This is a genomic window from Pseudomonas onubensis (genome assembly GCF_965653655.1).
GTDB lineage: Bacteria > Pseudomonadota > Gammaproteobacteria > Pseudomonadales > Pseudomonadaceae > Aquipseudomonas.
Genome location: NZ_CBFHAZ010000005.1, coordinates 12,840 through 30,129, shown reverse-complemented (window position 1 = coordinate 30,129; position 17,290 = coordinate 12,840). Strand labels below are relative to the sequence as shown.

The following is a 17,290-nucleotide window of genomic DNA, read 5'->3' as shown; positions in this document are numbered from 1 at the left end:
CTGGAATACCACCTTCGCTCCACGGTCAACTTTTTGACCAAGCCAATAAAAGGAAAAATCCTTTAGTCACTGCCCCCTGCCAATTTCCTCCATTTGGACGGTTGCACTTGGATGAAATAGTTGCGTTTTACCCAGCATAGCCGTCGTTCGATTTGCCTTCTTATCAAGCAGGTTGAAGTAGCCGAACAGAAAGTCTGGAGTGCAATGAGGGATGTTGTTATGCGAGAAAAGTCGTCAGTCGATAGCCTGTTTCTGACCCGTGCTGGATTCGTTGAATTTTTTGTTGTTTTCGTCAAGTTGGTCCACGGCCTCACTGCGATTTTGCCACCTTTGGTGCTGGTGTTGTTCCTTGACCCGCTGGCCCCCGAGCTACTGTCCCACTTTCTCGGCCTGCTGCTGTTTTTTGCAGTGCTGAGCATTATTCTGTTTCAGGCTCTGGGGATTTATTCCGAAGAGCTGTTCAGCAATCGCCTGCGCCTGCGCACCAGCATCGTGGCCTGGTCTGCGGCGTTCTGCATCTTGTTGTTCATGTACCAGATACTGCAGTTTTTCCCGCAATTGACCCCGCGCAACCTGGTGGTCTGGTACATCGCCAGCCTGGCTTTGTTCTGCGTTGAACGCCTGGTGATGCTGCGCCTTTATCGCAACCTGATGCGCAAGGGCAAGTACCTGCAACGCACGGTCATCCTGGGGTTTACCGACACCGCCGTGCATGTGGCCGACCATCTGCAACGCAATGGCGATATCCGCTCCGGCCTGATCGGTTTCATTGACGACCGCACCGAGCGCATTCCCAAGGAATTGAGCAACCTGCCGTTGCTGGGCAATACCCGTGACCTGGAAAAACTGATCCGTGCCGAGCAGGTCAACCAAGTGATGATCTGCCTGCCGTGGGCCGCCGAGCAGCGCATTCATGGGCTGGTCAACCGCCTGCGGCAGATGTCGGTGAACGTGATGCTGGTGCCCGACATGGCCGCCCTGCGCTACGGCCACAGCCGCATCACCGACGTGGGCGGCATCCTGATGTTCAACACCTCGCAGCTGCCGTTGCGCGGCTGGTCGCCCTTTATCAAGCGCTGTGAAGACTTACTGCTGGCCAGCCTGGCCCTGGTGGCGCTGTCGCCGGTGATGCTGTGCACGGCCATCGCCATCAAGCTCGACTCCAAGGGCCCGGTGCTGTTTCGCCAGAACCGTTTTGGCTACAACGACAACGAGATTCGCGTGTTCAAGTTCCGCTCGATGTTCACCGACCAGAGCGACTTCACCGCCGAACAACAGACCACCCGCAAAGACCCACGCATCACCCGCGTGGGCCGCATCATTCGCAAGACCAGCATCGATGAGCTGCCGCAGCTGTTTAATGTGCTGCTGGGCAATATGTCCATGGTCGGCCCGCGCCCGCATGCCACGGCCACCAAAGCCGCAGGCATTCCGTTCGAAGTGGCGGTAAGCGAGTACAGTTCGCGCCATCGCGTCAAGCCAGGCATCACCGGCTGGGCGCAGATCAACGGCTATCGGGGCGAGACCGATACCCTGTTCAAAATCCAGAAACGTGTCGAGTACGACCTGGAGTACATCTCCAAGTGGTCGGTGTGGTTTGACTTGTACATCGTCTTCATGACGGTCCCGGCCGTCCTCTCCACCAAGGAAGTCTATTGATGAACACCCTCAACGGATTAATTCCCTGCATCATTTCCGGTGGTTCGGGTACGCGGCTGTGGCCGGTCTCGCGGCAGAACATGCCCAAGCCCTTCATGCGCATGCGTGACGGCCAGAGCCTGTTGCAGAAGACTTTTCAGCGCGCGGCCAAGTTGCCCGGCGTGGAAAGCGTGCTCACGGTGACCAACCGCGACCTGCTGTTTCGCACCCTGGATGACTACCGTGGGGTCAACAAGGCCCACCTGCCCCTGGACCTGCTGCTCGAACCCTTCGGGCGCAACACCGCAGCGGCGATTGCCGTGGCGGCGCTGCATGTGCAGGAGCATTTCGGCGACGACGTACAGTTACTGGTGATGCCCGCCGACCATCTGATCCTCAATGAAGTCGCGTTCGCCGAGGCTGTAACCCAGGCGCGCGACCTGGCTGAAGCCGGCTACCTGGTGACCTTCGGCATCCAGCCCGATCACCCGGAAACCGGTTTTGGCTATATCGAAAAAGGTGACGCGCTGGGCACCGGCAACCGGGTCAAACGCTTTGTCGAGAAGCCCGACCTGGCCACCGCGCAAGCCTACCTCGACGGCGGCAAGCACCTGTGGAACGCCGGTATGTTCTGCTTCAAGGCCGGCACCCTGGTGGACGAACTCGCCGCCCATGCCCCCGAGGTGCTGACCGCTGCCAGAGCGGCCCTGGAACACAGCCATGGCCTGCAAAACAAAACCTCGCGCCAGCGCGAACTCGATGCGGATGCGTTCGGCAGCGCGCCGGACATTTCCATCGACGTGGCCTTGATGGAGAAGTCCAAGCAAGTCGCCGTGGTGCCCTGCGACATCGGCTGGAGCGATATCGGCTCCTGGGAAGCACTGCGCCAGCTCACGCCCAGCGATGCGCATGGCAACCAGGTGAATGGCGAAGCGATTTTGCATGACGTGCATAACTGCTACATCGACTCGCCCAAGCGCGTACTCGGCGCCGTCGGCGTGCGCGACCTGATCATCGTCGACACCCCTGACGCACTGCTGATCGCCGACGCCAACCGCAGCCAGGACGTGCGCTACATCGTCGCCGAACTCAAGCGCCAGAACCATCCGGCGTTCAGCTTGCACCGCACCGTCACCCGGCCGTGGGGCACATATACGGTGCTGGAGGAAAGCAGCCGCTTCAAGATCAAGCGCATCGTGGTCAAGCCCCAGGCCTCGCTGTCGTTGCAGATGCACCATCACCGCAGCGAGCACTGGGTGGTGGTCAGTGGCGCCGCGCAAATCACCAATGGCGAGCGTGAGTTTTTGATCAACGCCAACGAGTCCACCTACATCCCGGCCGGGCACAAGCACCGCCTGACCAACCCCGGCATCATCGACCTGGTGATGATCGAGGTGCAGAGCGGCGAGTACCTGGGTGAGGACGACATCGTGCGCTTTGACGATATCTATGGGCGTGCGCCGGCAGAAGTGAAGAAGTGACATGCGCACCTCGTTGATCATCCCGACCCGCAACGCGTCCAGCCACCTGGCGCGACTGCTGCCTGCGCTGAACAAGCAGACGCTGCAACCGGACGAGATGCTGGTGGTCGACAGCGCGTCCAGCGATGACACCGTGGCGCGCTTTCGCGAATTCGGCGCCCGGGTCGAGGTGATCGATGCGCGTGATTTCAACCACGGCGGCACTCGCCGCTGGGCCAGTGAGCAGGTGAGCGGTGACGCACTGATCGTGATGACCCAGGACGCGATCCCCGCCGATGCCGAGACCTTCGCCAACCTGCTCGATGAGCTGCAGCAAGACCCGCTCAACGGCGTGGCCTACGGTCGCCAGTTGCCGCACCCCGGCGCCGGGGTGCTGGGCGCGCAGTCGCGGCACTTCAATTACCCGGACCAGAGCCGCACCAAGCGCATGGCCGACGCGCCCACGCTCGGGATCAAAACCTGCTTCAGCTCCGACTCGTTTTCCGTGTACCGACGCAGCGCCTTGCAGGCCGTCGGAGGCTTCCCCGCCGATGTGATCGGCAGCGAAGACGCCTACGTCGCCGCGCGCATGCTGCTCGAAGGCTACACCGTGCGCTACGCCGCCACTGCACGGGTGTACCACTCCCACGATTACCGACTCATGGATGAGTTTCACCGCTACTTCGACATTGGCGTGTTCTACGGTCGCGAGCCGTGGATCCGCCAGGCGTTTGGCGATGCCGGCGGTGAAGGTAAACGCTATGTACTGGCTGAGCTCGCGGCATTGCGCGCAGCCGGTGCATTGCACCGCGTGCCCGAAGTACTGGTGCGCAGCGCGTTCAAGTTGCTCGGCTACCGGCTGGGCCATCTGGAACGCCGGCTACCCCTCGCCCTCAAGCGGCGCATCAGCATGTTCCCCGGTTATTGGAGGTGAGCATCATGACCTACAGGAAGTCCCCCTTGATGAAACGAACCTTGCTCGTCCTGGCCATGATGGCGTTGGCCGCCTGCAATACGCCCGCACGCATCGTCCCGCCGGACGACCAGACCGTTGAAGACGGCAAACGCGCCCTCGACCAGCTTGCGCAACTGCCGCCGGCGGTGGAGCGTATCCGCATCGGCGACCAGTTGCGCATTGTGCGTGATGCCGGGGAAATGCCGACGCTGTCGGCGTTCAACGTCAGCACCATCTATGAGCTGACGCTGTACACGGTGCAGACCGACGGCAAGATCAATTACCCGTTCCTGGGGCCGATCCAGGTCGCCGGGCGCCAGCCCTCGGAACTGGCCACCGAGCTGAGCAACAAGCTCGCGCCGGTGTATCGCGAACCACGGGTGACGGTGAACATCAACCAGGCACCGGGCAACTCGGTGATCGTCGGCGGCGCGGTGAATAACCCCACCGCCGTGCAGCTGGGCACGGCCAACACCCTGGAGCAAGCCATCGTCGGCGCCGGTGGGGTCAACCCGTCGGGCAACGCGAGCATGGTCGCGCTGCTGCGCGAAGATGCCCAGGGCGCCTATCACGCCTACTTCCTGGATTTCAGCCAATACCTCAAGCCCGGTCCCAACGGACGTAAACCGGTGCACCTGCAACGCGGCGACGTGGTGTTCGTGCCCAAATCCAACGTCGGCGAGCGCATCCAAGGGGTGGATACCTACTTGAACCAACTGATCCCGTTCACCAAGTCGATCGGGGTTGGCTACAACTACACCCGAACCAGCGGCGGCAATAACTGAAGGAGCGACATCCCATGATCGAGATCCGTTCTTTTCGTGATCTTCTGCGCCTGTTCTTCATCTTCCGGCACGAGTTCAAACTGGCGGCCATCGCGGCGCTGGTGATCATCTTGCTGGGGGCCTTTTTGCTGCCGGCCAAGTACGAATCCACCGCGCGCCTGCTGGTCAAGCCGGGGCGTGATTCGACCTTGCCGATCGAGATCAGCAACCGCCAGGCAATCGTGATGCCCAGCACCCAGCGCGACCCGATCGTGGACGAGGAGCGCCTGCTGACCGGGCGGCCGATTGTGCGCACGGTGGCCGAGCATTACCTGGAAGTGATCGCCAACGCACCGCCGCCGGAAGGCTTCTGGAAGCGCACCAAGTACTACCTCAAGGAAGGTGTGGGCGCGGTGTTCGATGGGGTTCGCGTGGTACTGGAAACCGTCGGCATCCTGGAAAAAACCACCCCCGTGGAACGCCTGGCCGCCAGCCTTGAGAAAAACTTCGAGGTCAGCCACGCCGTGGGCTCCACGGTGATGGATATCAGCTTTCGCTGGGGTGACCCGGAGATCGCCCAACAGGTGGTCAAGGACTGGGTTGAGACCTACATTACCGAACGCACCCAGGCACTGGGCCGCAAGAGCCTGTATGCCTTCTATGAAGGCCAGGTGAACACCAGCGCCACCGAGATCAAAAGCTACAAGGAGCAGATCCTCAAGCACTTGAACGAGATCGGTGCGGCGAGCATCACCGACCGCCTGGAAGACTTGTCCGAGCGCATCAATGTGCTGCGTGGCGAGACCTTCAACACCACGCGCCTGATCGCCTCTTCCGACAGCGCGATCCAGAGCACCCGCGACCAACTCAAGGGCCAGCCCAAGGAAGTCACCACGGTGCGCCAGATCGCACTGAACCCGCAGCAACAGGATTTGCGTCGCCTGCTCAATCAGAAGCTGCTGGAAAAGGCCGACATGATGCGCACCTACACCGATAACGCGCCGCCGGTCAAAGCCCTGGATGCGTCGATTCGCGCGATGCAGGCGCAGGTGGCCGGTGAAAGCAACACGGTGCAAAGCTCGGAAAACCGCGCGCCGAACACCCTCGAAATTCACTTGCAGCGGGTGCTGCTGGATGAGTCGAGCAACAACCTGGCGCTGCGCACCCAATTGGTTCAGCAGCAAAAACAATTGGTGAACCTTGAGGCACAACGCAAGGAGGCGCTGGAGATTGAACCGGAGCTGACTCGCCTCTCTCGTGAACTGAGCGCCACCGAGCGCAACTACGCGCTGTACGTGGACAACCTGGAAAAATCGCGCATCGACCGTGAGCTGGACAAGAGCCAGATCAGCAACATTGCCGTGATCGAAGAAGCCACCCTGAACCCAGGCCGGATCTTCCCGAAAACCTTGCTGATGTTGCTGTTGGCGATTCCGTTCTCGATCGTCGTCGGCCTGCTGGTGGTCTACCTGTGCTACCTGCTGGACCAGCGCATTCACGACGGCGGGTTGGTGGAGCGCAAGTTCGGCCTGCCGCTGTGGACCACCCTGCCGGAGCTGGACACCAGCACCGCGCAGAGTACCAACGCGTTCAATGCGAGCATTTACCGCCTGTACGGTTTGCTGCAGCTGGACCGCATTGCCGAGCGCGGCATGACCCTGGGGCTGACCTCGGCACGGCATGGCGAGGGCGTGACCTTTGTGGTCGAACAACTGCGCCAATTGCTGCAAGAGAACGGCATCAACGTGCGGGTCGGCGGCGCGCAACCGGCGGCACCTGGCGAATTGGTACTGCTGGATGCGTCGGCGCTGCTGGATAACCGCGACGCCTTTATCAACCTGCGCCGCGCCGACCTGATTGCCCTGGTGGTGGAAGCGCAGAAAAGCACGGTGCCGGTGGTGGAACACGCGCTGTCGATCCTCAACACTGCGTTCGGCAAGGTGGACGGCATCATCATCAACCGGCGCAAATTTGAAGTGCCGGCCAAGGTGCTCAAAACCATCGCCAAATACCGGGGAGCGTTCTGATGCGCATCGCCCTGCTCGCGCCTTTGCCGCCGGAAAAAAACGGGATCGCCGACTACGCGAACCATTTCAAGACGGCCTTGGAGCAGTTGGGCGTGACGGTGGCGACACCGTTGAGCGGCGTGGAAGGCAGCAGCGCTGCAATCCAGCAGGCCATCGCCGGGTTCGACTGGCAACGCGTGGACCTGGTCCACGCCGAGCTGGGTGGCGGGCGGCTTGGCGAATTCCTGGCCCTGCGCGAGTTGCGCAAGGCCCACCCCAAACTGCCGCTGACCGCCACCGTGCATGACCCCGAACGCATGGTCTGGCGGCGGGAGCACCTGCCCTTTCCACTGAACCTGTTGGAGCGTCTGCCCAGCCCATTACCGCAAGCGGCGGTGGTGCTGGCCGACCCGCTGACCTTGCGTGAAGAACGCCAGGTCGCCCAAGGCCTGACGCGGCTGGTGACGCTCACGCGTCTGGGCGCCGATTGTTTGTCCCAACGTATGCAACTGCCGGCCGGCAAAGTGGCGGTGATCAACCACGCCAACCTGGCGATTGCGCCGGCACCGTTGCCGTCGCTGGACACCTTGCACCTGCTGTATTTCGGCTTTATTTACCGTGGCAAAGGCATTGAAGACCTGTTGCAGGCGTTGGCCGATGCTTTCAAGCAGGCCCCCGAATTGCGTGACCGTGTGCGCCTGACCCTGGCCGGTGGCACTGCCGCCGAAATGGCATTTGGCGCAGGCGGCAATTACCTGGAACAGTTGAACCGCCAGATCGCCGACCTCGGCCTGGCGGGCGCCATCGACTGGCGGCTGAACCTGCCGGCCGGCGAGATCGCGCAGACGATCCAGGCGCACCATGTGATGGTGCTGCCGTACCGCGAATCAAAAAAACTCGGCCTGCTGGGGCGCCAACGCGGCACCAGTGGTGCGCTGTCCTGGGCGGCGGCGTGCGGGCGTGGGGCGATCACGTCGGATGCGCGCGCGTTTGCCGAAGAAGTCGCCAGCGGCAATGGTGCGATCTATCCCCAAGGTGATGTGGCGGCCTTGAGTGCACAGCTGCTGCGCCTGGCACGCACACCGACCCTGGCCCGCGACTGGGCCGAGCGCGCCGCAGAAATCGGCCGTGAACGCCTGTGGCCATTGACCGCGCAGCAGTTCAAGCAGCTCTTTGAACAGGCCATTGCAGGAGCACCTTATGGCACCTAGACGCACGTGGTTAGCCACCCTGGCCGTGGTCGCGGCCATCGGCCTCAGCGCCTTTATGTGGGGGCGTCAGGCCGACGCCGAAAACCATGTGCTCAAGGGCAACAAGGTGGTGGTGTGGAAGGACTTTCTGGGGGTGAACGCGCAGTTCCTGTGGTTCAGCCCCACGTTGTATCAACTGCAGATCGGCCGGCTCAAGGCCCTGGGCCTGCAATGGGTGCGCCTGGATCTGCATTGGGACCAGTTGGAGCCCGTTGAGGGCCAGTATCAGGTCGCGACCCTGGATCAGTTGGTCGCCAACCTGCAAACCAACCAGCTCAAGTCGGTGTTCTACCTGGTGGGTTCGGCGCCCTTCGCCACCACCGCGCCGGTCGGTGCGCCGTATCAGGACCAGTACCCGCCCAAGGACCCGAATGTGTTCGCCAACCGCATGGCGCTGTTGTCGCAACGCTACCCCAGCGTCGATGCCTGGCAGGTGTGGAACGAACCTAACCTGCTTGGCTTCTGGCGCCCGGCAGCCGACCCCGCAGGCTATGCCAACTTGCTGACCGTCACCGCCGCCGCCTTGCGCGCAGTGGATGCGAACAAACCAGTGGTGGCCGCCGGCATGGCGTTCTTCAGCGAGATGCCCAACGGCCAGACCATGCTCTCGGCCCTTGGCGCGCTGGGCGTGGCCAGTTTGAACACGGTGATTTCCTATCACCCTTACACCCAGCTTCCCGAAGGCAACGACCCGGCGAACCTGGACTTTATCGCCAAGACCACGGTGCTCAACCAGTCCCTGCGCGCCGGTGGCGTGCACACCCTGTGGAGCACCGAGTGGGGCTGGTCAACCTACCCCGGCCCCAAAGACGCCCAAGACCTGATTACCTTGCAGGGCCAGGCCGATTATGTAGTGCGCCGCGTGGCACTGATGAGCGCAATGGATTTCGACAGGATCTTCCTGTTCACCCTGAGCGACCTCGACCAGCGCGCCAGCGTGCGCGACCAGTCTTACGGCTTGCTCGACATCGACGCCAACCCCAAACCGGTCTATACCGCCCTGAAGAACTTCCTCGACGTCAGCGGGCCGCAACTCACACCCGGCGACCCGCCCAGCGCCGACCAATTGCCGGACGGCCTGTTCAGCATCGGCTGGACCCGCGCCGACGGCCACAAACTCTGGTATTTCTGGTCGGCCCAGGGCGGCAACGCGCACTTGCCCGGCCTGACCGGCGCGACCCTGTACGACCCGCTGCGCGGCACGCAAACCCCGCTGAGTGGCACCGACGGCCTGACCGTACCGGTCAAGTCGAACCTGCAAATTCTGTTATGGGATTGAGGCCTGCCATGCGCATTTTATGGATCCTGCCCTACTCACCCTGGCCCGCCACCAGTGGCGGCAAGACCCGCCAGTTCCACCTGCTGCGCAGCCTGGCGGCGCGTGGGCATCGGATCACCCTGCTGCTGCATGACAAACACCCGGTGTCGCTGACCGACCGCCAAGTGCTGGAAGCCTTCCTCGAACAACTGATCATCCTGCCGCGCCGCCCGCTGCGCAGCCTCAAAACCCTGGTGGCCGGGTTGTTGGCGCCCTACCCGCTGCTGGCCAGTGTGAATGGCCTGTCGGGTGCCTTGCAGGACACCTTTCACCAACTGCTCAACGAGCATTGGGACGTGGTGCAGATCGAGCACACCTACACCTTCCAACCCTACGAAGATGCGCTGGCACGTAAATCCCAGCCGTTCGTGCTGACCGAACATAACGTGGAATCGGCGTTGGGCGCCGCCACCTACGACCGCCTGCCGCGCTGGGCGCTGCCGTTCATTCGCTATGATCAATGGCGCTACAGCCGCTGGGAACATCGAGTGATGCGCCAGGCGGCGCAAGTGGTGGCCGTCACCGAAGCCGACGCGCAAGTGCTGGCCAAAATCGCCGGCAAACCGGTGCCGGTGGTGGTCAATGGCGTGGACTGCGATCACTTCGCCGCCGCCCATCCCGACCCGTCGACCCAGCGCGTGTTGTTCCTCGGTAACTATGAATACGCGCCCAACGTGGACGCCATCGAGTGGGCGCTGGATGAGATCCTGCCCAAAGTCTGGGAGCGTTGCCCGCAGGCGCGCATGAGTGTCTGCGGGTTCGGCATGCCCGGTAGTTGGCGCGAGCGTTGGAAAGACCCGCGCATCGAATGGCAAGGGTTTGTGCCGAACCTGTTGAACCTGCAATCGAGCTGTTCGGTGTTCCTGGCGCCCTTGCGCCATGGCGGCGGCTCCAAATTGAAAGTGCTCGAAGCGCTTGCAGCCGGGTTGCCCCTGGCGAGCACCGAGCAAGGTGTGTCGGGCCTGGACCTGGTAGAAGGGTTGGATTACCTCGGCGGGCAAAGTGCCGAGAGCCTGGCGGATGCCGTGGTGCGCCTGCTGCAATTTCCCGAGGCCGCCGCGCCCATGGGTGAAGCCGGCCGCGCCTATGTGCGCCGTGCCCATGACTGGAGCGTTGCCGCCAGCCAGCTGGAGCAGGTGTATGCCTCACTGGCACCGCTCAATCAAAAGGAGCCCGTATGCGTGTAGGCCTGGATTACCGCACCGTCGGCACCTCACCGCAATCGGGCATCAGCCGCCAGGTGTATGCGCTCGAGGCCGCCCTGCGCACATTGCCGGGCATTGAACTGGAGCGCTTCACCGTGGCGCCGCTGGGCGATGAAACGCGCTTGCAGGCCCACTGCCCGGCCTGGGGCTGTGCGAAAACCGCCATGCACCAGCCGCAGAATCGCCTGCGCTTCGAGGCCGGCTTTTTACCGCAGGCCTTGCGCGAACAGCGGATCGACCTGTACATCAGCACCTTCAACATGGGCCTGCCGCTGCCACCCAAACCAAAAGGCATGCGCAGCGTGGTGCTGCTGCACGACCTGTTCCAGATCACGTTGAACAACTACCACGCCAACCGTTTGAAGGCGTTGATCTACAAAACCAGCGATCGCCTGTCGATCAGCTATGCGGTACACAGCGCCGACCGGGTGTGGACGCCGTCGCAGTACAGTGCCGATGAAACCGTGCGTTTGTTTCCCAAGGCCGCCGGCAAGGTGCGCGTGTTGCCCAATCAGGTCGATGGATTTATCGAACTGGCGGCGGACCTCACTGCGCGCCAGCTGCCACCGCGCTATTGGCTGTTGGTGGGTACACGCGAATTGCGCAAGAACGTGCCGTTTCTGGTGGAGGCCTGGCAACAGGCGCGTCGGCTCTCACCTGCAGTGCCGGAACTGGTATTGGTCGGCAGCCTCGAGCACCTGCCCGAAGCTCAGCGCAGCCTGCCGGGGATTCGCGCCCTGAGCGGTGTGTCGGATGCCGAGCTGCACGCCCTGTACCGCCAGGCCTCGCGGCTGTGGCAGCCGTCCTATGCCGAAGGCTTTGGCTTGCCGGTGATCGAAGCGTTGAGCGTCGGCACGCCGGTGGCGGTGGCCAGCGGCACCTCGCTGGATGAAATCACCCCGCCGTCGGCACCGCGTTTTTCGCCCACCGATGGCCCGGCGCTGGTGCAATTGATGCTGGGCCTGAGTGATCAGGCGGATGAAGACACTCCCGAACAACACCGCCAGTGGGCAGAGCGTTTCAATCAGCATGCCTATCGCCAACGCCTGGCCGAACTGATCGAGGAATTGAAATGAGACTCTCCCTGGCAAGCCTCGTCGCCATCCTGTTCGGCCTGCTGTTCGGTGCACTCGCCTTGATGCTATCACCGGCCAAGGCGTTTCTCGCGGTGATCGGCCTGGCCGCTGCGGTGACTATTTTGCGCTTCCCGTTCTGGGGCTTGCTGTTGTTCGCCGGGATGGCAACCTTCATGCCCTACTCCACCCTCAACCTGGGTATTCGCAGTACGGTCAGCGAAGCGATCCTGGCGCTGACCTGGGGCGCGGTGCTGTGGCACAGCTTCCTGGCCCGTGTGCCGGCCACGCCGAGCCTTACACGCCGCCCCACCGACCAGATGCTGCTGTGGCTGATGCTGTTCAGCGTGTTCCCGTTTATCGTCGGCCAGGTCACCATTCACGCCGACAGCAGTGGCGTGGCGAACTGGCTGCGTTGGTTGCTGAACCTGTCGGGGGTGTTTCTGGCCGCCAAGCTGCTGGTCGACCACAAGCACCGCGAATCGTTGGTGATTGCCCTGTTGCTGGGCACCCTGGCGATGCTGGTGCTGTCGATTGCAGTGTTCGTGCGCACCCGCTCGGGCGCCGGCATTGCGCCGGTGCTGGCGCTGTTCAATTACGGCAACTTCGACACCCTGAAATTCGGCCTGGAGGCGATGTCGTCGCGCATGGGCTCGCCGTGGATGCACCCGAATGCCATCGGCGGGATCATGGCCCTGCTGCTGCCCTTGGCCTTCTGCTTCGGCATGACCGAACAGGGCTGGAAGCGCGGGTTGGGCCTGGGCGTGGCGTGCCTGGGGGCTGCTGCATTGCTGCTGGCCAGTAGCCGTGGGGCGATGGTCAGCCTCGCGCTGGTACTGATCTGGATGGCCACGCGCCGCGTGCCCTACACCGGCCGCTTGTTGATGATCGGTGCGGCACTGACCGTGGCGCTGGTGATGGCTTATCCGCCGTTGCAGGACCGCCTGGCGACGATTTTCTCCTCGGATAACGCCAGTACCGAAATCCGTTTCGACGAATACCGCATGTTCCCGCAGGCGGTGGCGGCCTACCCGTTCGGCATCGGCTTCAAGGTCGACCCGCCAGTGCCGGGCACGCACTTTTTGGGGATCTCCAACCTGTGGCTGAACTACGTCTACAAGATCGGCATTGTCGGCATGCTGTTGTTTATTGCCGTGACAGTGCGCTGGTGGCGTGAAGCGCGCCCGGACAAAGGCCCGATCCGCCTGACCAAAGACAACGCACTGTGGCTGGGCAGCACAGCCGGGATTCTGGCGGCACTGGTCAGCGGCCTGTTTGACCACTACTTCAGTTTTGCCGTGGTGATGGTGTCGCTGTTCTGGCTGATGGTCGGCATCAATGTGCTGGAGGCCCGCCGACTGTTTCCGGCGCGCCTGCCGCAGGTCAAGACCGTGGTGTACCGCAAGCCGCTGCTTGACGGCGTGCGGCCTTAACCATGCTCGGCTCTGCCGTCTGGCTGACGCTTGCAACCTTGCTGGGCCTGTGCCTGGGGTTCGCCCGCGAGTGGTTGCTGGTGGCTGCGTGGGGTGCCGGAGAGCGCAGCGATGCGTTCCTGATCGCGCTGTTTTTGCCCGAGGCGTTGCGCATGTCGTTGGCCGGTGGCGTCTTGAGCGCCGCCGCGCTGCCGCTGTACCTGGCACGCAAGGACGGCGAACGCCTGGACTGGCTGGCGGTGCTGTTCCCGGCCTTGATGCTGATCGCGCTGGTCACCAGCCTGTTGCTGACACTGCTGGCGCCGTGGCTGGTGCAGTTGCTCGGACCGGGGTTGGCGGCCAGTGCCACGGCGCTGGCCGGCAGCAACCTGCAAATCGTCGCGTGGTGCGTGCCCGGTTTGATGCTGCATGCGCTGTTCAGTATTCCGTTGCAGGCCAGCGAGCGGTTTGTGCTGGCGGGGTTGGGCTCGTTGCTGTTCAACCTGCCGCCGGTGACCTACCTGGCGTTGGCGGGCACGGCCACGCAACCGCATTCCCTCGCCTTGGCGTGCCTGGCCGGCAGCCTGTTGATGCCGCTGGCGTTGCTGCCGTCGATCTGGCGCCAGGGCTGGCGGCCGTGGCGCTGGCAACTGTCCTTTGCGCCGCTGCGCGAGCTGGGCCAGCGCATCGGGCCGCTGTTACTGAGCAATGGCGCCAGCCAGGGCCTGGCCTTGATCGAACGGCTGGTGGCGTCGCTGCTCGGTGAAGGCGCGGTGACCTGGGTCAACCTCGCCCGCAAGCTGATGAACCTGCCGCTGATTGCGCTGATGAGCCTCAACCAGGTGCTGCTGGGCATGATGAGCCGACGCCAGGGCGATGAGCGCCTGGCCCTGCTCAAGCGCGGGCTGGAAACCGCCAGCGTGCTGACCTTGCCCGCCGGCGTTGGCCTGGTGGCGGCGGCGCCGAGCCTGGTGGCCCTGCTGTTGCCCAAACAATCGGCGGACTCACCGTTGCCGCTGCTGCTGGCCTGGTTTGCCGTGCCACTGGTGTTCGGTGCCTGGAATGCCCTGCTGGCGCGTTATGCCTATGCCGCGGGCGATACGCGCCAGCCGCTGCGTTGCGAGCTGCTCGGCAGCCTGGTCAATGTGTTGTTGCTGGGCGTGCTGCCGTTTGTGTTTGGCCTGGCGGGTATTCCCCTGGCCGCACTGGCGGGCGTGATCTGCACCGCACTGTTGCTGATGCAGCGCCAGGCATTACTCGATGCTCTGCCTTGGGCACGCCACTGGCTGCTCAGTGCGCTGGTGATGGGACTCGCGGCGCTATTGCTGTTTCCAATTCAAGGCGTGTGGCTGCAACTGGGGTTAAGCACCCTGGCCGGCGCCGTGGTGTTGCTGGGCATGGGGCTGTGGCTCAAGCCATGGCGCAAGGCATGATCGATCGGTCGGGGGCAGTCGGATGAAACATCGTTGGATTCAAATGGACATTGCCAAGGGCATCGGCATTCTGCTGATCGTGTACGGCCACAGCTGGTTCGTGGCCAACTCCCTGGAGTTGCAGTATCCGATCATTGCTTCGTTCATCTTGCCGCTGTTCTTTTTCCTCTCCGGGGTGTTCTTCAAGCCCGAGCAACCCTTTGTGGAGATGGCCGTGCGCAAGGCCGACGGCCTGCTCAAGCCGTTTTTCTTCACCATGCTGGTGTACGTGCTGGTACGCGATGTACTGCGCGGCCAACCGCTGCTGCCGGATGTCGGCGGCGTGTTGTATGCCTCGGTGGACACCATCCCCTGGCAGGCGCTGTGGTTTCTGCCGCACTTCTGGGTGGCGATTCTGTTCAGTTGGCTGATGTTGCGCCTGATCCAGCGCCTGAAGCTGTCACTGCCGTTGAGTTGCTTGCTGGTCGTGGTGCAACTGCTGATCGGCATCTGGGTATTGCCGTGGTTCTGGCAAATACCGGTGACGGTTGGCGGGCAGACCTGGACGCTGCCTGGTTTACCCTTCGGCCTTGAGATAACCCTGATCAGCAGCACTTACTTCATCTACGGCTACCTGCTGCGCGATTGGTTGCGTCGGCATGAAGGGTCGCTGCTGACGCTGGTGATTTCGGTGGCGTTGTTCGCCGCGGTATTCCTCTACAGCCACGACACCATGGACCTGGCGCAGCGGCGCTACGACCATTGGCTGTGGACGAGCTTGCTGGCGGTGATCGGTGTGTACGCGAGCTGGTCACTGGCGCGGGTGCTGATGGCGTCGGCCGTCATCACGTGGGTGATGACGTACATCGGGCAGTCCACTTTGATTCTGTTGATCTTTCATGGGGAGATTCAGCATAAGACTGTTGACCTGATGGAGCGTGTGGGCCTGCATCCGTTGCTGTCGGCGTGCATTGGATTGGTGGTGGCGGTGGTGGTGCCGTTGTTGATTGGGGAAGTGATCAAGCGGGTGGCGTTTTTGCGGTTTTTCTATTTTCCGTTTCCGGTGCGGAAGGTGGCAAAACCTTTGGAACAGCGCTGAATCAATGTGTCTGTGATGGCGGCTTGTTGGTGTACATATCCGTTGCTGCGGTAACGGCGGCCTATGGTTCCGCTCTTACAGCGGGTCACTTTTGCAAGGACGCAAAAGTAACCAAAAGGTCCTCGCCCCAACACTCGGTGCCTCGCTATGGCTCGGCATGCCCGCAATCCGACAGTGATTTGGGGGGCCGCCGCGATGGGCCATCCTTGGCCCAGCGCGGCTAAACCGGCGTCCTGCCGGTTTACCCCCCAAATCACTGTCGAATTCCGGCCATCGTGTTTGACGGGGCGATTTCAGATCAAGATCACGATCAAAAGCGCAGATCAAAAGACCGCTGACTTCGTCATCGAAAAGGATGTAAGAGCCGGAGCAACAGCAACAGCAGAGCCATACTCGGTCACCTGTGGGAGCTGGCTTGCTCGCGAATGCGGTGTATCAGTAACAGATGAATTGGCTGACCCACCGCATTCGCGAGCAAGCCCGCTCCCACACTTAGACCGCGTTGCATCAGGTAAATAGGCTTTTGCCTTGCACTTTGGACTTTTGGCTGGGCCGGCATTCCGGGCGTTTGCCAAAAGTGACCCGCTGTAAAAGCGGAACCATAGGCCGCCGTTACCCCGGCAATGGATATACACGCCACCCGCCACTACGAAAAAACACGCTCACCGCCGCGGCAAGGTCTTCTGGCGCAAAATATAAATCGTCACCAACACCGCACTGGTCAGCATAAACCCGCGTGCCCAAGGCAGCGGCACCAGGTAGCAGGAAAACCCAATGCTCAGCCACATCAGGCCTATGGCATACACTTTGCCCTTGAGCGGAATACCATTGCCATCCAGATAGTCACGAATCCACGGCCCCAGGCGCGGGTGTTCCACCAGCCATTGGTAGAAACGCGGGGAGCTTCGAGCGAAGCACGCGGCGGCGAGCAGGAGGAAGGGGGTGGTTGGCAATACCGGCAGGAAAATCCCAATCACACCCAGCGCTACGCTCAGCCAGCCGATGGCCAGCAGCACGTAGCGCAGGAGCAGTGAGCGCTCGCCCATGGGCGTCATGGGCAAACGACTCAGTGGTGACGAGGCTTGAGGATCGCCGGTTTTTCGTCAGGTGCGTTGCACAGCAGGTACAAGGCGGTGAGGGCTTCCGGGATCTGTACGATCATGTCGTCCATCAGGTTGGCATCGGCGGCGATGTCGGAGAATTCCGGCTGGTCATCGAACAGGCCCGAACCGACCATGATCGGCAGCAGCATTTCGCTGACTTCTTCCTCGGCAGTTTCGAACCAGGCGGCTTCGCGCAGGAACACACCTTCCATGAAGCCGATGCACCAGCCGCGCAGGTCGGAGTCATCCGGCTCCTCGCCCAGGTCCAGCTCGCATGGCAGCTCGAATTCCTCATCGGAAGCCAGCTGGCGACCAATGTGGGCCTTGAGGGCCAGCAGGGTCGATTCGATTTCTTCGCGTTGGGCGGCGTCGGCGTAATGCGGTTCTTCGGCGAACAGCGCGTCGATCCATTCACGGTCGGGCACGACGTCGGCGCAGATCGACAGGGCGGTCAGGTAGCCGTGAGCGGCCACGTAGTCCAGCGCCTCGTCATGCAGCTCATCGGCGTCGAGGAAGGCTTGCAGGCGGGTTAGTTGCTCAGCGAAGGACATTGAAGGGCTACCTTGGGAATAAACGATGCGCAATTCTAGGCTTT

Annotated in this window: 14 protein-coding genes; 12 read left to right on the top strand and 2 right to left on the bottom strand. The window is 62.4% G+C overall.

Annotated features, from left to right (window positions below):
- Positions 1 to 219 precede the first annotated feature (219 nt).
- Genes ACTD9P_RS03150 through ACTD9P_RS03095 form a run of 12 tightly spaced genes read left to right on the top strand, consistent with a single transcriptional unit; the run spans position 220 to position 15,592 of the window.
- A complete protein-coding gene (locus ACTD9P_RS03150; protein ID WP_438866643.1) occupies positions 220 to 1,659 on the top strand; it encodes an undecaprenyl-phosphate glucose phosphotransferase in 1,440 nt (479 codons plus the stop codon).
- A complete protein-coding gene (locus tag ACTD9P_RS03145) occupies positions 1,659 to 3,119 on the top strand; it encodes a mannose-1-phosphate guanylyltransferase/mannose-6-phosphate isomerase (RefSeq protein ID WP_438866642.1) in 1,461 nt (486 codons plus the stop codon). The genes ACTD9P_RS03150 and ACTD9P_RS03145 overlap by 1 nt, the downstream gene beginning before the upstream one ends.
- Before the next feature lies 1 nt (position 3,120).
- Entirely contained in the window at positions 3,121 to 4,032 is a 912-nt protein-coding gene (locus ACTD9P_RS03140) for a glycosyltransferase family 2 protein (protein ID WP_438866641.1), read from the top strand.
- Between the two features lie 29 nt (positions 4,033 to 4,061).
- Positions 4,062 to 4,838 (top strand): polysaccharide biosynthesis/export family protein, encoded by a 777-nt coding sequence (locus tag ACTD9P_RS03135; protein WP_058420822.1) that lies wholly within the window; start codon positions 4,062 to 4,064, stop codon positions 4,836 to 4,838.
- Between the two features lie 14 nt (positions 4,839 to 4,852).
- Positions 4,853 to 6,844 carry a GumC family protein gene (locus tag ACTD9P_RS03130; RefSeq protein ID WP_438866640.1) on the top strand — a complete coding sequence of 664 codons (1,992 nt, stop codon included), beginning with the start codon at positions 4,853 to 4,855 and terminating at the stop codon, positions 6,842 to 6,844.
- A complete protein-coding gene (locus ACTD9P_RS03125; RefSeq protein ID WP_438866639.1) occupies positions 6,844 to 8,034 on the top strand; it encodes a glycosyltransferase in 1,191 nt (396 codons plus the stop codon). The genes ACTD9P_RS03130 and ACTD9P_RS03125 overlap by 1 nt, the downstream gene beginning before the upstream one ends.
- Positions 8,024 to 9,352 (top strand): beta-galactosidase, encoded by a 1,329-nt coding sequence (locus tag ACTD9P_RS03120; protein WP_438866638.1) that lies wholly within the window; start codon positions 8,024 to 8,026, stop codon positions 9,350 to 9,352. Before ACTD9P_RS03125 ends, ACTD9P_RS03120 begins: the two co-directional genes overlap by 11 nt.
- An 8-nt stretch (positions 9,353 to 9,360) precedes the next feature.
- Positions 9,361 to 10,578, top strand: a complete 1,218-nt coding sequence (locus tag ACTD9P_RS03115; protein WP_219268348.1) for a glycosyltransferase family 4 protein — start codon at positions 9,361 to 9,363, stop codon at positions 10,576 to 10,578.
- A complete protein-coding gene (locus ACTD9P_RS03110; RefSeq protein WP_438866637.1) occupies positions 10,569 to 11,672 on the top strand; it encodes a glycosyltransferase family 4 protein in 1,104 nt (367 codons plus the stop codon). Before ACTD9P_RS03115 ends, ACTD9P_RS03110 begins: the two co-directional genes overlap by 10 nt.
- On the top strand, positions 11,669 to 13,102 hold the full coding sequence (locus ACTD9P_RS03105) for an O-antigen ligase family protein (RefSeq protein WP_438866636.1): 1,434 nt from the start codon (positions 11,669 to 11,671) through the stop codon (positions 13,100 to 13,102). The genes ACTD9P_RS03110 and ACTD9P_RS03105 overlap by 4 nt, the downstream gene beginning before the upstream one ends.
- Positions 13,103 to 13,104: 2 nt before the next feature.
- Positions 13,105 to 14,514 carry a murein biosynthesis integral membrane protein MurJ gene (gene murJ, locus ACTD9P_RS03100; protein ID WP_438866635.1) on the top strand — a complete coding sequence of 470 codons (1,410 nt, stop codon included), beginning with the start codon at positions 13,105 to 13,107 and terminating at the stop codon, positions 14,512 to 14,514.
- A 22-nt stretch (positions 14,515 to 14,536) separates the two neighbouring features.
- Positions 14,537 to 15,592, top strand: coding sequence for an acyltransferase family protein (locus ACTD9P_RS03095; RefSeq protein ID WP_438866634.1), 1,056 nt, complete (start codon positions 14,537 to 14,539; stop codon positions 15,590 to 15,592).
- Positions 15,593 to 16,254: 662 nt separating this feature from the next.
- On the opposite strand, the gene ACTD9P_RS03090 is transcribed toward ACTD9P_RS03095, so the two are convergent.
- A complete protein-coding gene (locus ACTD9P_RS03090) occupies positions 16,255 to 16,647 on the bottom strand; it encodes a YbaN family protein (RefSeq protein ID WP_438866633.1) in 393 nt (130 codons plus the stop codon).
- Between the two features lie 11 nt (positions 16,648 to 16,658).
- Entirely contained in the window at positions 16,659 to 17,246 is a 588-nt protein-coding gene (locus tag ACTD9P_RS03085) for a UPF0149 family protein (RefSeq protein ID WP_017134909.1), read from the bottom strand.
- Positions 17,247 to 17,290: the final 44 nt, after the last annotated feature.

Excerpts from the sequence above, each read along its gene's own strand:
- ACTD9P_RS03090 (WP_438866633.1), bottom strand. The coding sequence starts at position 16,647 with ATGACGCCCATGGGCGAGCGCTCACTGCTCCTGCGCTACGTGCTGCTG.
- ACTD9P_RS03135 (WP_058420822.1), top strand. The coding sequence starts at position 4,062 with ATGAAACGAACCTTGCTCGTCCTGGCCATGATGGCGTTGGCCGCCTGC.
- ACTD9P_RS03110 (WP_438866637.1), top strand. The coding sequence starts at position 10,569 with ATGCGTGTAGGCCTGGATTACCGCACCGTCGGCACCTCACCGCAATCG.
- ACTD9P_RS03140 (WP_438866641.1), top strand. The coding sequence starts at position 3,121 with ATGCGCACCTCGTTGATCATCCCGACCCGCAACGCGTCCAGCCACCTG.
- ACTD9P_RS03120 (WP_438866638.1), top strand. The coding sequence starts at position 8,024 with ATGGCACCTAGACGCACGTGGTTAGCCACCCTGGCCGTGGTCGCGGCC.
- ACTD9P_RS03150 (WP_438866643.1), top strand. The coding sequence starts at position 220 with ATGCGAGAAAAGTCGTCAGTCGATAGCCTGTTTCTGACCCGTGCTGGA.
- murJ (WP_438866635.1), top strand. The coding sequence starts at position 13,105 with ATGCTCGGCTCTGCCGTCTGGCTGACGCTTGCAACCTTGCTGGGCCTG.
- ACTD9P_RS03095 (WP_438866634.1), top strand. The coding sequence starts at position 14,537 with ATGAAACATCGTTGGATTCAAATGGACATTGCCAAGGGCATCGGCATT.
- ACTD9P_RS03115 (WP_219268348.1), top strand. The coding sequence starts at position 9,361 with ATGCGCATTTTATGGATCCTGCCCTACTCACCCTGGCCCGCCACCAGT.
- ACTD9P_RS03125 (WP_438866639.1), top strand. The coding sequence starts at position 6,844 with ATGCGCATCGCCCTGCTCGCGCCTTTGCCGCCGGAAAAAAACGGGATC.
- ACTD9P_RS03145 (WP_438866642.1), top strand. The coding sequence starts at position 1,659 with ATGAACACCCTCAACGGATTAATTCCCTGCATCATTTCCGGTGGTTCG.
- ACTD9P_RS03085 (WP_017134909.1), bottom strand. The coding sequence starts at position 17,246 with ATGTCCTTCGCTGAGCAACTAACCCGCCTGCAAGCCTTCCTCGACGCC.
- ACTD9P_RS03130 (WP_438866640.1), top strand. The coding sequence starts at position 4,853 with ATGATCGAGATCCGTTCTTTTCGTGATCTTCTGCGCCTGTTCTTCATC.
- ACTD9P_RS03105 (WP_438866636.1), top strand. The coding sequence starts at position 11,669 with ATGAGACTCTCCCTGGCAAGCCTCGTCGCCATCCTGTTCGGCCTGCTG.